Source organism: Pseudomonas sp. IT-P12 (genome assembly GCF_949767465.1).
Classification (GTDB): domain Bacteria; phylum Pseudomonadota; class Gammaproteobacteria; order Pseudomonadales; family Pseudomonadaceae; genus Aquipseudomonas.
Genome location: NZ_CATKPY010000021.1, coordinates 453,612 through 467,414, shown reverse-complemented (window position 1 = coordinate 467,414; position 13,803 = coordinate 453,612). Strand labels below are relative to the sequence as shown.

Sequence of the window (13,803 nt, the reverse complement as noted above, 5' to 3'; positions counted from 1 at the left end):
GCCAATGGCGCCCTTTTTTTGTGCTTGCCGGTTTAACGCTGGCCGACCGTCTGGGTGTTCACGGCGCGCGGATGGCGGGACGAAAACAGCAGCCCGCCGGCGATTTGCCAGATCACCGCAAACGCGCCGACCAGGAACACGATGTCGCCGAAGGTGCGCACCCAGCGCAGGGTTTGCAGCAGGTCCTGTTGCATGAACGCCTCGCTGCGGGCGTACCACAAGCCCTGGCTGGCGCTGGCATAGAACTGCAGGATGCCGATGGGCAGCAGGCTGGTGAAAATCATCAGCGCCAGCCCGCCGTTGAGCCACCAGAAACCGGTGTTCATCAGGCGATCGTTGAACTGCAGGTTCGGCCGCAGGTAACGCAGGATCAACAGGCTGAAACCCAGTGCCAGCGAGCCGTAGACGCCGAACAGCGCGGCGTGGGCGTGCAGTGGCGTAGTGTTCAGACCCTGGATGTAATACAGCGAAATCGGCGGGTTGATCAGGAACCCGAAGACACCGGCCCCGAGCATGTTCCAGAACGCGGTGGCGATGAAAAACTGCAGCGGCCAGCGAATTTTCGTCATCCACGCCGCGCGTTCCTTGAGGTGCCAGTTTTCCCAGGCCTCATAACCCAGCAAAATGAGCGGGACCACTTCCAGTGCACTGAACGTCGCGCCGACCGCCATCACCGGTGTGGTGGTGCCGGAAAAATAGATATGGTGGAAGGTCCCGGGCACACCACCGAGCATGAACAGCGAGGCCGACCCCAGCGTCGCGGTCGTCGCCAGGCGCTTGGACACCAGGCCCATGCTGGTGAAGATGAACGCCAGCGCGGTGGTGGCGAACACTTCGAAGAAGCCTTCGACCCACAGATGCACGACCCACCAGCGCCAGTACTCCATGACCGACAGGTTGGTGCGTTCGCCGTAGAACAGGCCCGCGCCATAGAACAGGCCGATGGCAATCACCGAACAGGCCAATAGCGCCAGCAGGTTTTTGTCACCGGGCTGGCGCAGGGCAGGCACCATCGCGCGCAGCATCAGCACCAGCCAGAACACGATCCCGGCAAACTTGGCGATCTGCCACAGGCGGCCCAGGTCGACGTACTCGTAACCCTGGTGACCGAGCCAGAAACTCCATTCGACGGGCATCAGTTGCGCGATGGCGAGGAAGTTGCCGGTGTAGGAACCCACGACCACCAGCACCAGGGCCCAGAACAACAGGTCCACGCCCAGCTTCTGGTATTTGGGGTCTTTGCCGCCGTTGATGAACGGCGCCAGAAACAGCCCGGCGGCGAGGAAGCCGGTGGCAATCCAGAACATCGCGCTCTGCAGATGCCAGGTCCGGGTCAGCGAATAGGGGAACCACTTCGACAGTGGCAGGCCGTAGAAATCCTGGCCCTCAACGGTGTAGTGCGCGGTCACGCCGCCCATCAGCACTTGGAAGCCGAACAGCGCACCGACCAGAAGCAGGTACTTGCCCAGGGCCTTTTGCGAAGGCGTGAGCTTGATCAGGCTCAGCGGATCCTGCGCCGGCACCTTGGGTTCGCCTTCCTCGTGGTTACGCAGGAACGCCCAGCCCCAGACCAGGAAGCCGATGCCCGCCAGCAACACGACGATGCTGACAATCGACCAGACCATGTTCTCGGCCGTGGCGTTGTTATCGATCAGGGGTTCGTGGGGCCAGTTGTTGGTAAACGTCGCCGTTTGACCGTCGCGCTCGGTGGCGGCGGCCCAGGCGGTCCAGAAGAAAAAGTGGGTCAGTTGCTCGCGCCGGGCGGCATCGGGCAGGGTGTTTTCTTTCATCGCGAAACTTTCGCGGCTGCCGTGCAGCGACGGGTCGTTGCTGAACAGTGCGTGGTAGTACGCTGCTGTTTTTGCGATGGCCTGGATGCGGCGCTCGCTGAGCACCAGGGTGCCGTTGACCAGGCGGTTGCCGCGGTATTCGCGTTTGAGTTGATGGCGCAGCAGGGCTTGCTGGTCGTCATCGATATCCCGATAGGCTTTGGCAAAACGCTGTTGCGCCGCCAGGTCCAGCCAGGCGAGCAGTTCGCGGTGCAGCCAGTCGGCCGTCCAGTCCGGCGCCTGGTACGCACCGTGGCCCCAGATCGAGCCCAGCTGCATGCCGCCGATGCTCTGCCAGGCTGTCTGGCCATCCAGGATGTCAGCGGCGCGGAACAGCGTGGTGCCATCGGCGCTCTGCACCTGCTCGGGGATCGGCGGAGCCTGGCGGTAGATCTCGCGACCGAACCAGCCCAGCAGGCAGAAGGTCACGCCGAGGACGCCGATCAGCGACCACCATAATTTGCGGTATTCACCCATGGATCACCTCAATGTTCACGGACGGAACAGGGTTGTGCAGTGGCCGCGACAGCGTCATCGCTGCCGGATAGGTGTTGCGGTGCATATCAGCTCCTTGATGTTGACGTTCGGCATATGGGCGTAGCCCTATCAAGACTCGTGCCGCCCGCAATCGCCAGGTTTTACCCGGTGGACTGCTGCTGCCGTGTCTATATGACTCGATGCGAAAAGGTCACATTGACTACGACCTGGTCGATATGACCTATAAAAAAGCGCCCGCATAACGGGTATGCGGGCGCAAAAAAACCGGCCCTGTGATCGGGAAGGGTAGGGCCGGGTATTGCCAGGGAGGGTGATCGACTGTCAGCGATCAGCCGACGGCGGTGCGGGGGGCATGCCGTCGTCGTGGGATCAAATGTACGGGGTGGCCGGCGCCGCGTCATTTGTACGCAGGGTCAGTGGTGTCATGTGTAGGTTTTAGCGATTCATACTCAGGTATGCGTCCCGCAGGAGGACCCCGATCAACGCAGCAGCTTCTGAAACGCCTCCACCGGCAAGGGCTTGCTGTGCAGATAACCTTGGTACAGGTGGCAGCCCAGCCCCTGGAGAAACTCCAGTTGTTCCGGCGTCTCGACCCCTTCGGCAATCACTTTCAATTCCAGGCTGCGCGCCATGGCGACGATGGCGCGGATGATCTCGGCGTCGTTGGGGTCGGTGGTGGCGTCGCGAATGAACGACTGGTCGATTTTCAGGGTATCGACCGGCAGGCGCTTGAGGTAGGTCAGCGAGGAATACCCGGTGCCGAAGTCATCCATGGCGAAACTGACGCCAAGTTTTTTCAGGCGGCGCATTTTGCTGATGGTGTCTTCCAGGTTCTGGATGACGATGCCCTCGGTGATTTCCAGTTTCAGCATCGAGCAGGGCAGGCCGTGGCTCTCGAGGCTGTGTTCGATGCGCTCGACGAAGTCGTTCTGGCGGAACTGCCGGGGGCTGATGTTCACGCAAAGGCTGAACTGCAGCGGGTCGATCAACCCCAGGGCAATCAGTTGCCTGAAGGCATCGCAGGCTTCGTCGACGATCCAGGTGCCGACCTCCAGGATCAGGCCGCTGTCCTCCAGCACCTTGATGAATTCGGCCGGGGATTGCGCGCCGAGCTCCGGGTGGTTCCAGCGTACCAGCGCTTCGGCGCCGACGATGCGGTTGTCCCGCGCGTCGACCTGGGGTTGGAAATGCACATCGAATTCGCCCCGGGAAAGGGCCAGGCGCAGGTCGGTTTCCATGCGCAGGCGCTCGCTGGCGGCCTTCTGCATGGTGTTGTGATACATCTGCGCGGTGTTGCGGCCGGAGTCCTTGGCCCGGTAGAGCGCGATGTCGGCGCGTTTGAGCAGGTCGGTCGGGGTCGAGCCGTGATCAGGAATCAGCGCGATACCGATACTGGGCGTCACTTGCAGGCGTTGGCCGTCGAGAAACATCGGCTCGGACAGCAACTCGCGCAAGGTATCGGCCAGCTCGCGGACCTGGGCCGAGACTTCATTGCGCGTGCCTTCGAGGCCACTGAGCAGCACCACGAATTCGTCGCCACCCAGGCGCGCGACGGTGTCCTCCATGCGCACGCTGGCTTCAAGGCGCGCCGTGATGATCTTCAGCACCGTATCGCCCACCGGGTGGCCGAGCGAGTCGTTGATGTGCTTGAAGTGGTCGAGGTCGAGGAACATCAGGGCGCCGCGCAGGTTGTGGCGCTTGAGCAAGGCGATCTGCTGGCTCAGGCGATCCATCAGCAGCGCGCGGTTGGGCAGGTTGGTCAGCGGATCGTGATAGGCCAGGTGGCGGATCTGCGCTTCGGCATTTTTCAGCAGGCTCACGTCGCGAGCGGTCAGCAGCAGGCAGTCGGTTTCGTTGAGGGTGATCGGTTCCACGGACACTTCGACCGTGAGCAATTCTCCGCGCTTGTTGCGCCCGAGCATTTCCTGATGATGAACCCGGCCCTTGATCTGCAATTCGGCCAGCAGCGCCGAGCGTTGCTTTTCTTCGGCCCAGATACCGACCTGATACACCGTACGGCCGACCACTTCATCGGCGCGATAGCCGGTCAGGCGGCAGAATCCATCGTTGACCTCCAGGTAGCGCCCGGTCTCGCGTTCGGTGATGGTGATGGCGTCCGGGCTGGAGTGGAAGGCCTTGGCGAATTTCTCTTCGCTGGCTTTCAGGGCCGCTTCCGAGCGTTGTTGCTGGGTAATGTCGCGCAGCGTGGTAACGATGCAGGGCTGGTCGCCGACGATGATCTGGCGGCTGGAAATCACACACGTCAGCGTTTGACCGTTCTTGTGCCTGACCAGGATGGCGACGTTGTTCAATCCCTGTTCGCGGATGACTTGTTCGATGCGTCGCTGGCTTTTGGTCGAGGCGTCCCACAGGCCGATTTCGTCGGCGCTGCGACCGATGACCTCGGCGGTGCCCCAGCCGAAGGTCTGGGTGAAGCTGGAGTTGATTTCGATGAACTGGCCGGTGTCCTGGCGCGTGACGCAGATCGGGTCCGGGCTGACCTGGAACAGCGTGGCGAACTTCTCTTCGGAGGCGACCAGCTTCTGCTCGCGCTCGACCTGGTCGGTAATGTCCAGCAGGGTGCCGGCCATGCGCAGTGGTGCGCCGTTCTGGTCGCGGTAGAGGCGGGCGCGGCTCTCCAGATAGCGCGAAGAGCCATCCTCGAGCTGCACGCGATAGGTCAATTGATAGTTGCCGGCCGGGCCTTCACGCAGGCTTCGATAGGCATCGCGCATGCTGTCGCGCTCTTCGCCGGGCACGCCCTCGAAAAAGTCCTCGAACGATTCATGGAACGGCTTGGCGTCCAGCCCGTGCAGTTGCGCGGCTCGCGCGGAGCCGTACAGCATGCCGCTGGGAATGTGCCAGTCCCAGGTGCCCAGTTGCGCCGAGTCCAGCGCCAGGTCGAGGCGCTCCTGGCTGTCCTTGAGGGCGAGTTCGGCGGCCTTGCGCTCGGTGGTGTCGAGGAAGGTGCTGAGCAGATAGGGCTGGCCCTCGAGTTCGACTTTTTGTGCGCTGAGAATGCCGTCGTGGATTTGCCCGTTGCTTGCGCGAAACTGCACTTCCATGCTGACCAGTTCGCCTTTGGCCTTGGTCGCCTTGACCAGTTTTTCCCGTTGCTCGGGGTGCACCCACAAACCCAGCTCGACCGTGGTGCGGCCAATCGCGGCTTGCACCGGCCAGCCGAACAGGCTTTCGAAATACTGGTTGGCTTCGGTGATCAGGCCGTCTTCCTGGCGGGTCAGCAACACCATGTTCGGGCACAGGTGAAACAGCGTGGCGAAGCGTTTTTCCGAGCTGCTCAACGCCTGTTCGCGCTGGCGCTGGTGCGTGATCTCGCGGATTACCCCGATCATCCGCGGACGGCCGTGTTTGTCCGGCAGCAGGCTGCCGTTGATTTCCAGCCAGTGCAGGCTGCCGTCGGGCCAGCGGATGCGGTGGTGCATCGCCTGCTCCAGCGGCGCGCCGGCAATCACGGCGTGGAAGGCGCGGACCGTCTTGGCGCGATCTTCGGGCGGCAACAGGTCGAGGTATTCCAGGTCGGCAGGCAAGGGCTGGTGAGGATCGAAACCGAACAAGGCCTGCGTGCCCCGCGACCAACTGATCTGCCCGCGCTCGATGTCCCAGTACCAGGCGCCCAGGCGTGCGCCGTTGAGGGCGGCCAGTAACTGTGGGGCGCTTTCCCAGCTCTGCTCGGACCGCTTCGGGTCGAGCGCCTGGATACGTGGCATGGGCGGAATACGGTCAACAGATTTGGGCATTGGCAAGCCTTAGGCTGAATTGGCGTTAGGCACAGGCATTCGCGGCTCTATAGGAGTAGCACAACTTAGCCTTGAGTCCCTGGCAGATCGATTTGCGCATCCAGCAGGGCCATGAAAGCCCGTGCTGCGTTCGACAGCGTCCGTTCGGTGTGCAAGATATAGCCTAGCTGGCGAGTGAGTTGTATGCCCGGCAAAGGTATTCGTGCAACTTGCTCGTCGAGCATGGTGCGTGGCAGCACACTCCAGGCCAGGCCGATAGAGACCATCATCTTGATGGTTTCCAGGTAATTGGTGCTCATGGCGATGTTCGGCGTCAGGCCCTGGGCTTCGAACAGGCGCTGGACGATGTGGTGGGTGAAGGTGTTGCCGCCGGGGAACACCGCCGGGTGCCGGGCGATGTCCGCCAGGCTGACCGCGCCGTTGCTGATCAGCGAATGCTCCGGAGCGACCACGAAATCCAGGGGGTCATCCCATACCGCAGTGGCCTTGACCAGGGTATGGGGTTCCGGCGCCAGGGTGATGACCGCCAGTTCGGCGCGGCCATGCAGAATTTCTTCGTAGGCCACTTCCGAATCGAGGAACTGAATATCCAGCGCCACTTGTGGGTAGCGACGGGTGAACTCCCTCAGCAAGGGCGGCAAGCGGTGCAGGCCGATATGGTGACTGGTGGCCAGCGTCAGGCGACCGCTCACCTCGCCCGTCAGGTTGGTCAGAGCGCGGCGGGTGTCGTCCAGTACGTTGAGAATCTGATAGGCCCGCGGCAACAAGGCGCGCCCGGCCTCGGTCAGGCCGACTTCGCGCCCCAGGCGATCGAACAGGCGCACCTTCAATTGCTGCTCGAGGCCGGCGATGCGCTTGCTGATGGCCGGCTGCGTCAGGTGCAGGCGTTCGCCGGCGCCGGAGAAGCTGCCGGTCTCGGCAATGGCAATAAAGGCATTCAGATTGGCGAGGTCCATGGAGTCATTCCAGCTGGTTATCCAAAGCATAAAAAATATGAATTTGAGTTATTTAATCTAACCCCATAGCATCAGCCTCACAAGCCAAAGGGTTATTGAATCGTTCAAGACCCGGGGCATAGAAACAAGCTGATGAGGAACCGTCTGATGGCCGGCAAAACGCTCTACGACAAGCTCTGGGATTCGCACCTGGTCAAGCAGCGCGACGATGGCTCTGCGCTGATCTACATCGATCGTCACATCATCCACGAAGTGACCTCGCCGCAAGCCTTCGAAGGCCTGCGCCTGGCCGGGCGCAAGCCTTGGCGCATCGATGCCAACATCGCGACCCCGGACCACAACGTACCGACCACGCCGGAGCGCAAGGGCGGCATCGAAGCCATTGCCGACCAGGTCTCGCGCCTGCAGGTGCAGACCCTCGACGACAACTGCGATGAGTACGGCATCGTCGAGTTCAAGATGAATGACGTGCGCCAGGGCATCGTCCACGTCATCGGCCCGGAGCAGGGCGCGACCTTGCCGGGCATGACCGTGGTCTGCGGCGACTCCCACACTTCGACCCACGGCGCCTTCGGTGCGTTGGCTCACGGGATCGGCACCTCCGAGGTCGAGCACGTGCTCGCCACCCAGTGCCTGGTCGCCAAGAAAATGAAGAACATGCTGGTATCCGTCGAAGGCAAGCTGCCGTTCGGCGTGACGGCCAAGGACATCGTTCTCGCCGTGATCGGCAAGATCGGCACGGCCGGCGGTAACGGCCATGCCATCGAATTCGCTGGCAGCGCCATTCGCGACCTGTCCGTCGAAGGCCGCATGACCATCTGCAACATGTCCATCGAAGCCGGTGCACGCGTCGGTCTGGTGGCGGCCGACGAAAAGACCGTGGCCTACGTGAAAGGCCGTCCGTTCGCCCCGAAAGGCGCAGAATGGGACCTGGCCGTCGAAGCCTGGAAAGACCTGGTGTCCGATGCCGATGCCGTGTTCGACACCGTCGTTGAACTCGACGCCGCTCAGATCAAGCCGCAAGTCAGCTGGGGCACCTCGCCCGAAATGGTACTGGCCGTCGATCAGAACGTGCCGGACCCTGCCAAGGAAGCCGATCTGGTCAAGCGCGGTTCCATCGAGCGCGCCTTGAAGTACATGGGCTTGACCGCCAATCAGGCGATCACCGACATCCAGCTCGATCGTGTTTTCATCGGCTCCTGCACCAACTCGCGGATCGAGGACTTGCGTGCGGCGGCGGTCATCGCCAAGGGTCGCAAGGTGGCCTCGACCATCAAGCAGGCCATCGTGGTGCCGGGTTCGGGCCTGGTGAAGGCGCAGGCCGAATCCGAAGGCCTGGACAAGATCTTCCTCGAAGCCGGTTTCGAATGGCGTGAGCCGGGCTGCTCGATGTGCCTGGCGATGAACCCGGACCGTTTGGAGTCGGGCGAGCATTGCGCGTCGACTTCCAATCGCAACTTCGAAGGCCGTCAGGGCGCGGGGGGGCGTACCCACCTGGTGAGCCCGGCCATGGCTGCTGCGGCGGCGGTGAACGGTCGTTTCGTCGACGTTCGTGAATTGATCTGAAGGAGCGCAGCATGAAAGCTTTTACCCAGCACACCGGTCTTGTCGCGCCTCTGGATCGTGCCAACGTCGACACTGACCAGATCATCCCGAAACAATTCCTGAAGTCGATCAAACGCACCGGCTTCGGTCCGAACCTGTTCGACGAGTGGCGTTACCTGGATGTCGGCCAGCCCTACCAGGACAACTCCAAGCGCCCGCTGAACAAGGACTTCGTCCTCAACGCCGAGCGTTACCAGGGCGCCAGCGTGTTGCTGGCCCGCGAGAACTTCGGGTGCGGCTCCAGCCGTGAACACGCGCCATGGGCGCTGGAAGAGTACGGTTTCCGCAGCATCATCGCGCCGAGCTACGCCGACATCTTCTTCAACAACAGCTTCAAGAACGGCTTGCTGCCGATCATTCTCAGCGACGAGGAAGTCGACGAGCTGTTCAAGCAGGTCGAGGCCGATCCGGGCTACCAGTTGCAGATCGACCTGCAAGCCCAGACCGTGACCCGTCCGGATGGCAAGGTGCTGAATTTCGAGATCGATGCGTTCCGCAAGCATTGCCTGCTCAATGGTCTGGACGATATCGGCCTGACCCTGCAGGACGGCGATGCGATTGCAGCGTTTGAAAGCAAGCACCGTGCTAGCCAGCCGTGGTTGTTTCGCGATGCTTGATGGCCCAATCGCGAGCAAACTCGCTCCCACATTGAAATCTATTCCCCTGTGGGAGCGAGCCTGCTCGCGATAGGGCCCGAATCAACACCTCAGGATTCAACTACAAAAGGAAGTACCCCATGACCAGCACCGTCCAACACAGCCAGGTCGTCCAGAAACAATTCGGTGAGCAGGCCTCGGCCTACCTGAGCAGCGCTGTCCACGCTCAAGGCACTGAATTCGCCCTGCTACAGGCTGAGCTGGCGGGGCAGGGCGAGGCCCGGGTCCTGGACCTGGGCTGTGGCGCCGGCCACGTGAGTTTCCACGTGGCGTCGCAGGCCAGGGAGGTGGTGGCTTACGACCTGTCGCAGCAAATGCTCGATGTGGTCGCCGCAGCGGCCGTTGATCGCGGCTTGGGCAATATTTCCACGGTGTGCGGCGCCGCTGAGCGCTTGCCGTTCGCCGAGGGTGAATTCGACTTCGTGTTCAGCCGTTATTCGGCGCACCATTGGAGCGACCTGGGCCTGGCCCTGCGCGAAGTGCGCCGGGTGCTGAAGCCGGGCGGCGTGGCGGCGTTCGTCGACGTGTTGTCACCGGGTAGCCCGTTGTTCGACACTTACCTGCAGAGTGTCGAAGTGCTACGCGACACCAGCCATGTACGCGATTATTCCGCCGGCGAGTGGTTGCGCCAGGTCAGCGAGGCCGGGTTGCATGCCCGCAGCACCACGCGTCAACGCCTGCGCCTGGAATACAATTCCTGGGTCGAGCGCATGCGCACACCCCCAGCGATGCGCGCGGCGATCCGCGAATTGCAGCAGTCGATGGGCAACGAAGTGCGCGAATATTTCGAGATTGAGGCCGATGGTTCGTTCAGTACCGATGTACTGGTACTGTTCGCCGAAAAATGAGCCCCGATCGATAGACTTTTTCCGGGCGCGCCTCAGGGCGCACCGACTGATGACATGAGGAAAGCATGAGCAAGCAGATTCTGATTCTCCCTGGCGACGGTATTGGCCCGGAAATCATGGCCGAAGCGGTCAAGGTGCTGGAACTGGCCAACGACAAGTACAGCCTGGGCTTTGAATTGAGCCACGATGTGATCGGCGGCGCCGCCATCGACAAGCACGGCGTGCCGCTGGCCGATGAAACCCTGGACCGCGCGCGTGCGGCTGATGCCGTGCTGCTGGGCGCCGTGGGCGGCCCGAAATGGGACACCATCGAGCGTGACATCCGTCCTGAGCGCGGTCTGCTGAAAATCCGTGCGCAACTGGGCCTGTTCGGCAACCTGCGGCCGGCGATCCTGTACCCGCAATTGGCCGAGGCTTCGAGCCTGAAGCCGGAAATCGTCTCGGGCCTGGACATTCTGATCGTTCGCGAACTGACCGGCGGTATCTACTTCGGCGCGCCACGCGGCACCCGTACCCTGGAGAACGGCGAGCGCCAGTCCTACGACACCCTGCCGTACAGCGAAAGCGAAATCCGCCGCATCGCCCGTGTCGGTTTCGACATGGCCATGGTGCGCAGCAAGAAGCTGTGCTCGGTGGACAAGGCCAACGTCCTGGCGTCCAGCCAGCTGTGGCGCGAAATCGTCGAGCAGGTGGCCAAGGATTACCCCGAGGTCGAGCTGAGCCACATGTACGTCGACAATGCGGCCATGCAACTGGTGCGCGCGCCGAAGCAGTTCGACGTGATCGTCACCGATAACATGTTCGGCGACATCCTGTCCGACCAGGCCTCGATGCTCACCGGCTCCATCGGCATGTTGCCGTCGGCGTCCCTGGACACCCACAACAAGGGCATGTACGAGCCGTGCCACGGTTCGGCGCCGGATATCGCCGGCCAGGGCATCGCCAACCCGCTGGCGACCATCCTGTCGGTCTCGATGATGCTGCGTTACAGCTTCAACCAGTCGGCCGCGGCCGATGCCATCGAGAAAGCCGTGAGCCTGGTGCTGGATCAGGGCTTGCGCACCGGCGACATCTGGTCGACCGGTTGCACCAAGGTCGGTACGCAGCAAATGGGTGACGCAGTAGTCGCCGCGCTGCGGAATCTGTAATCTCTCGGGCCCGCTGCCACTTTCACCCCCGGAAGCAGCGGCCCACTTTTCAAGAAGGTGTAGTTGCGATGAAACGTGTAGGTCTGATCGGTTGGCGCGGTATGGTCGGTTCCGTGCTCATGCAGCGGATGCTGGAAGAGCAGGATTTCGATCTTATCGAGCCGGTGTTTTTCACCACTTCCAATGTCGGTGGCCAAGGCCCGTCCGTGGGCAAGGAAATTGCTCCGCTCAAGGACGCTTACAGCATTGAAGAGCTGAAAACCCTCGACGTGATTCTGACCTGCCAGGGTGGCGACTACACCAGCGAAGTCTTCCCGAAACTGCGCGAGGCCGGCTGGCAGGGCTACTGGATCGACGCCGCTTCCAGCCTGCGCATGCAGGATGACGCGGTGATCGTGCTGGACCCGGTGAACCGCAAGGTCATCGACCAGCAGCTCGACGCGGGCACCAAGAACTACATCGGTGGCAACTGCACCGTCAGCCTGATGCTGATGGGCCTGGGCGGCCTGTTCGAAGCCGGTCTGGTCGAGTGGATGAGCGCCATGACGTATCAGGCGGCCTCCGGTGCCGGTGCGCAGAACATGCGTGAACTGATCAAGCAGATGGGCGCAACCCACGCCTCCGTCGCCGATCAGCTGGCCGACCCGGCCAGTGCCATCCTCGACATCGACCGTCGTGTCGCCGAAGCCATGCGCAGCGACGCGTACCCGACCGAAAACTTCGGCGTACCGCTGGCCGGCAGCCTGATTCCGTGGATCGACAAGGAACTGCCGAACGGTCAGAGCCGCGAAGAATGGAAGGCTCAGGCCGAGACCAACAAGATCCTCGGTCGCTTCAAGAGCCCGATCCCGGTGGACGGTATCTGCGTGCGTATCGGCGCCATGCGCTGCCACAGCCAGGCGCTGACCATCAAGTTGAACAAAGACGTGCCGATGGCCGACATCGAAGGGCTGATCAGCCAGCACAACCCTTGGGTCAAGCTGGTGCCGAACAACCGTGATGCGAGCATTCAGGAGCTGAGCCCGAACAAGGTCACCGGCACCCTGAACATCCCCGTTGGCCGTCTGCGCAAGCTGAACATGGGGTCGCAGTTCCTTGGCGCCTTCACCGTCGGCGACCAGCTGCTGTGGGGCGCGGCCGAGCCGCTGCGTCGCATGCTGCGGATTCTGCTTGAGCGTTGATCGGTTGATGCAATGAAAGAACCCGTGCCTTGAAGGAGGCGCGGGTTTTTTTATGTCGGCAGTCTGATGTTTTTGAGTGTCTGTCCCGACCTCTTCGCGAGCGAGCCCGCTCCCACAAGGGCACCGCTGTATCTGTGGGAGCGGGCTTGCTCGCGAAGGGGCCGGTACACCCAACACAAACCCCGGCAGAAATTGCCTGCACCCCACCCACCCGGTAAAGTGCCGCTCCCCCGTTTCGCCAGAGGTAGCACCATGAGCCAGACCCTAGATATTGCCGTGATCGGCGCCACCGGTACTGTCGGCGAAACGCTGGTACAGATTCTCGAAGAGCGCGATTTTCCGATCGGCAACCTGCACCTGCTGGCCAGCAGCGAGTCCGCCGGAAGTTCGGTGCTGTTTCGCGGCCGCAACGTGCGGGTGCGGGAGGTCGATGAGTTCGACTTCAGCAAGGTGCAGCTGGTGTTTTTCGCTGCCGGACCGGCAATCACCCTGAGTTTCGCCGCGCGGGCTGCGGCGGCCGGTTGCTCATTGATCGACCTGTCCGGCGCCTTGCCGGCCGATCAGGCGCCGCCAGTGGTGCCGGAGGCCAACGCCCAGGTGCTGGCAGGGCTGAAAAAGCCGTTCCAGGTCAGCAGCCCGAGCCCGTCGGCCACGACCTTGGCCGTGGTGCTGGCGCCGTTGCTCGGTCTGCTCGACCTGCAACGCGTCCACGTGGTGGCCAGCCTGGCGGTTTCCGATCAGGGGCGCGAGGCAGTCAGCGAACTGGCCCGGCAAACCGCCGAATTGCTGAACATGCGCCCGCTGGAGCCGAAATTCTTCGATCGGCAGATGGCGTTCAACCTGCTGGCGCAAGTCGGCAAGGCGGATGAGCAGGGGCACACGCTGCTGGAAAAACGCCTGGTGCGTGAGCTGCGCCAGGTCATGGCGTTGCCTTTATTAAAGATTTCCGTCACTTGTATTCAAGCCCCGGTGTTTTTTGGCGATAGCTTTAGCGTGACCCTGCAGTCAGCAAGTGCCGTGGACCTGGTAAACATCAATGCCGCGCTGGACGACGCGCCGGGTATCGAGCTGGTGGAAGCCGGCGATTACCCGACCCCGGTCGGCGACGCTGTAGGGCAGGATGTGGTGTACGTCGGTCGGGTACGCGCCGGGATCGACGACCCGTCGGAACTTAATGTGTGGCTGACGTCAGATAACGTACGCAAGGGCGCGGCGCTCAATGCTGTGCAGGTGGCTGAATTGTTGATAAAAGACCTGCTGTAAAAGATACTTGGCCACAATTTGCATATTGATTCCAGTCAGGCACCTTGCCAGGCCGGATTGC

The 13,803-nt window shown here is 62.2% G+C and carries 9 protein-coding genes; 6 read left to right on the top strand and 3 right to left on the bottom strand.

Annotated elements, in window-relative coordinates; all coding sequences use genetic code 11:
* Positions 1-32: 32 nt before the first annotated feature.
* The 3 genes from ACM6IM_RS11150 to ACM6IM_RS11140 form a co-directional block, all read right to left on the bottom strand.
* The gene (locus ACM6IM_RS11150) at positions 33-2,306 is read right to left on the bottom strand and encodes a nitric-oxide reductase large subunit (protein ID WP_414865150.1); all 2,274 of its coding nucleotides are present in this window, start codon (positions 2,304-2,306) and stop codon (positions 33-35) included.
* Positions 2,307-2,806: 500 nt separating this feature from the next.
* Complete coding sequence (locus ACM6IM_RS11145) at positions 2,807-6,085, bottom strand: PAS domain S-box protein (RefSeq protein ID WP_414865149.1); 3,279 nt, start codon at positions 6,083-6,085, stop codon at positions 2,807-2,809.
* Positions 6,086-6,150: 65 nt separating this feature from the next.
* Positions 6,151-7,041, bottom strand: a complete 891-nt coding sequence (locus tag ACM6IM_RS11140) for a LysR family transcriptional regulator (RefSeq protein ID WP_201189282.1) — start codon at positions 7,039-7,041, stop codon at positions 6,151-6,153.
* A gap of 147 nt (positions 7,042-7,188) precedes the next feature.
* On the opposite strand from ACM6IM_RS11140, the gene leuC reads away from it, so the two are divergent.
* From leuC to ACM6IM_RS11110, 6 genes are all read left to right on the top strand, one after another.
* The gene (gene leuC, locus ACM6IM_RS11135) at positions 7,189-8,607 is read left to right on the top strand and encodes a 3-isopropylmalate dehydratase large subunit (protein WP_414865148.1); all 1,419 of its coding nucleotides are present in this window, start codon (positions 7,189-7,191) and stop codon (positions 8,605-8,607) included.
* Between the two features lie 11 nt (positions 8,608-8,618).
* Positions 8,619-9,263, top strand: a complete 645-nt coding sequence (leuD, locus tag ACM6IM_RS11130) for a 3-isopropylmalate dehydratase small subunit (protein ID WP_201189278.1) — start codon at positions 8,619-8,621, stop codon at positions 9,261-9,263.
* A gap of 119 nt (positions 9,264-9,382) precedes the next feature.
* Entirely contained in the window at positions 9,383-10,150 is a 768-nt protein-coding gene (locus ACM6IM_RS11125) for a class I SAM-dependent methyltransferase (protein ID WP_414865147.1), read from the top strand.
* A 65-nt stretch (positions 10,151-10,215) separates the two neighbouring features.
* Entirely contained in the window at positions 10,216-11,298 is a 1,083-nt protein-coding gene (gene leuB, locus ACM6IM_RS11120) for a 3-isopropylmalate dehydrogenase (RefSeq protein ID WP_414865146.1), read from the top strand.
* A 68-nt stretch (positions 11,299-11,366) separates the two neighbouring features.
* Positions 11,367-12,479: an aspartate-semialdehyde dehydrogenase gene (gene asd, locus ACM6IM_RS11115; RefSeq protein WP_414865145.1), complete on the top strand. Its 1,113-nt coding sequence runs from the start codon at positions 11,367-11,369 to the stop codon at positions 12,477-12,479.
* A gap of 252 nt (positions 12,480-12,731) precedes the next feature.
* Positions 12,732-13,742 carry an aspartate-semialdehyde dehydrogenase gene (locus tag ACM6IM_RS11110; protein WP_414865144.1) on the top strand — a complete coding sequence of 337 codons (1,011 nt, stop codon included), beginning with the start codon at positions 12,732-12,734 and terminating at the stop codon, positions 13,740-13,742.
* The last annotated feature ends 61 nt before the right edge of the window (positions 13,743-13,803 follow it).

What these genes read in the sequence shown, in the direction of transcription:
- leuC (WP_414865148.1), top strand. Translation starts at nt 7,189, where the DNA reads ATGGCCGGCAAAACGCTCTACGACAAGCTCTGGGATTCGCACCTGGTC.
- leuB (WP_414865146.1), top strand. Translation starts at nt 10,216, where the DNA reads ATGAGCAAGCAGATTCTGATTCTCCCTGGCGACGGTATTGGCCCGGAA.
- ACM6IM_RS11110 (WP_414865144.1), top strand. Translation starts at nt 12,732, where the DNA reads ATGAGCCAGACCCTAGATATTGCCGTGATCGGCGCCACCGGTACTGTC.
- ACM6IM_RS11125 (WP_414865147.1), top strand. Translation starts at nt 9,383, where the DNA reads ATGACCAGCACCGTCCAACACAGCCAGGTCGTCCAGAAACAATTCGGT.
- leuD (WP_201189278.1), top strand. Translation starts at nt 8,619, where the DNA reads ATGAAAGCTTTTACCCAGCACACCGGTCTTGTCGCGCCTCTGGATCGT.
- ACM6IM_RS11150 (WP_414865150.1), bottom strand. Translation starts at nt 2,306, where the DNA reads ATGGGTGAATACCGCAAATTATGGTGGTCGCTGATCGGCGTCCTCGGC.
- ACM6IM_RS11145 (WP_414865149.1), bottom strand. Translation starts at nt 6,085, where the DNA reads ATGCCCAAATCTGTTGACCGTATTCCGCCCATGCCACGTATCCAGGCG.
- asd (WP_414865145.1), top strand. Translation starts at nt 11,367, where the DNA reads ATGAAACGTGTAGGTCTGATCGGTTGGCGCGGTATGGTCGGTTCCGTG.
- ACM6IM_RS11140 (WP_201189282.1), bottom strand. Translation starts at nt 7,041, where the DNA reads ATGGACCTCGCCAATCTGAATGCCTTTATTGCCATTGCCGAGACCGGC.